This window comes from Gordonibacter pamelaeae 7-10-1-b, assembly GCF_000210055.1.
In the GTDB taxonomy this organism is placed as follows: Bacteria; Actinomycetota; Coriobacteriia; order Coriobacteriales; family Eggerthellaceae; genus Gordonibacter; species Gordonibacter pamelaeae.
Window position 1 is genome coordinate 2,080,797 of the sequence record NC_021021.1, and the last position, 2,232, is coordinate 2,083,028.

Annotated in this window: 3 protein-coding genes; all 3 read right to left on the bottom strand. The window is 69.7% G+C overall.

The features are described from left to right. A partial coding sequence (locus GPA_RS09600) for an ATP-binding cassette domain-containing protein (RefSeq protein WP_231847621.1) occupies positions 1-365 on the bottom strand: 365 nt, incomplete at its 3' end. Beyond that, entirely contained in the window at positions 358-1,365 is a 1,008-nt protein-coding gene (locus tag GPA_RS09605) for a FecCD family ABC transporter permease (RefSeq protein ID WP_041239407.1), read from the bottom strand. The genes GPA_RS09605 and GPA_RS09600, both read right to left, overlap by 8 nt. A 15-nt stretch (positions 1,366-1,380) precedes the next feature. Next, on the bottom strand, positions 1,381-2,232 hold an 852-nt coding region (locus GPA_RS09610), incomplete at its 5' end, for an ABC transporter substrate-binding protein (protein WP_041239408.1).

Sequence of the window (2,232 nt, forward strand, 5' to 3'; positions counted from 1 at the left end):
ACGAGCGCCTCCACCGTCATCGCCGGCGGGCGGCTGGCCTGCGCGAGCACGGCCACGCGCCGCGCCCGCTCCTTCGCCTTGAGCGACAGGGTGGGCACGCCGTCGATGCGCACCTCCCCCGCGCTCGGGCGCAAGAGCCCGTCGACGAGCTTGATCATCGTGGACTTCCCGCAGCCGTTCGGCCCCACGACGCTCGTCACCGCTCCGTGCGGGAACACGGCCGAGAGCCCCTCGATGAAGGGCAGCTTGCCGTAGGAGAACGACACATCGCGCACCTCGATGGCAGGGAGGGACGTTGGCTGGCGCCGCACGGGGTCCTTCGGCTCCGGCCTGCGGCCTCCGCTCAGGATGACAGGGTCAGTCAAGGGAACCCCTCCTGTTCTTCAAGATGAGGTAGATGAAGAAGGGGCCTCCCAGAAACGCCATGAGGATGCCCACGGGCACCTCGTAGGGCGCGAACAGCACGCGCGCGAGCAGGTCGCACACGACGACGAACGCCGCGCCCGACACGGCGGACAGGGGCAGCACCAACCGGTTGTCGTGGCCTACGAAGAACCGCACGAGATGCGGGATGATGAGCCCCACGAACCCGAGCAGGCCCGCGAAGCTCACGGCCGCCCCCGCCAGCACGGCGGCGAGGCCGAGCATGGCGAGACGCGTCGCCCCCACGTTCATGCCGAGCGCGTGCGCCGTGTCGTCGCCCAGCGCCATGATGTTGAGCTTTCCCGCTGCGAGCAGCGCCACGGCCAGGCCTCCCACGATGTAGGCCGCCGGCCACGCGAGGTCGTCCATGAGCACGCCGGACAGGCCGCCCACGAGGAACGCCGACGAGCCGATGTAGGCGTCGGGGTTCACGATGAGGATGGTGTTCATGCCGGCTCCGAACACCGACGTGATGGCGATGCCGGCCAGCACCACGGTGAGCCTCGACGTGCTCGCGCCCAGCGAGATGCCGAAGATGATGAGCGCGGTGGCCAGCGCGCCCGCGAAGGCCGCGAGCGGCGGCAGCCACAGCGCGCCGGGGAACACGCTTGCGGCGATGAGCACGAACAGGCCCGCGCCCGAGTTGATGCCGATGATGTTGGGGCTGGCCAGCGGGTTGTCGAGCACCGCCTGGATGATGGCGCCCGCCACGGCCAGCGCCCCGCCCGCCAGAAGCGCGGCCAGCACGCGCGGCAGGCGGACGTTCACGAGGATGCTCTTCGCCGATGCGCTCACGTCGCCGCCGGTCGCCCAGGCGACGAGGTCGCCCAGGCTCACCGACGACGAGCCCACGAGGAACGCCGCCGCCGTCACGCCCGCGAGGACGGCGGCGGAGACGACGATGGCGAGCGGCGCCGCCTTCTCGCGGCTGAACGGGGACACCTGATGCCCTTCGTCTTACGCGTACAGGGCGTCGAACAGCACCTGGTAGCTCTCGTCCCAGCGCTCGTTGGGCTTGTACTGGAACAGGTGCGGGTCGAGCGTGACGTAGCGGCCGTTCTGCACCGCGTCGAGCGTCGACCAGGCAGAGTTCGCCGCCGTCTGGTCCTCGAGAGCCTTCATGGCCGCAGCATCGTCGTTGCCCATGGGAACCACGAAGATGAAGTCGGGGTTCATCTCGATGATCGACTCCAGGCTGAAGTCCTTGAGCAGGCTCGGGTTCTCGTCGGCCAGGTTCTTGGCGCCGAGCTCGGCCAGCATCGAGCCGGTCATCGTCGAGGACGCCTGCACGCGCGTGCCGCCCGAGAACGTGGTGAGCACGAGGGCCGTCGGCGCCTCCCCGGCGGGCACCTTGGCCGTGATCGCGGCGATGCGGTCGGCCGTGGCCTGGGCGTTCTGCTCGTACAGGTCGTCGCGTCCCGTGATGTCGCAGCAGGTGCGCAGCATGCGCTCGTAATCGGCGAACGTCGTCACCTGGAAGCACGCCACCGGAATGTTCGACGCGGCCAGCGCCGCCTTGAGGTCGGCCTGGCTCGAGTCGCCGCCGCGGCCGCCCGAGCCGCTCGTCATGATGACGAAGTCGGGCTCGAGGGCGATGATGGCCTCGAGGTTGGGGCTGGAGAAGTCGCCCACCTTCTGCACGTTGTCGGACTTCAAGTCGTAGTCGGACAGCGTGAACGCGTCGTCGGAAGCGCCCACGAGCGTGCCGCCCGCGAGCTCCCACATGCTGGCGAAGCTGCCCATGCACGCCACCACGCGCTGCGGGTTGTCCACGGTCACCTCGGCCCCCGTGTCGTCGGTGAACGTGAC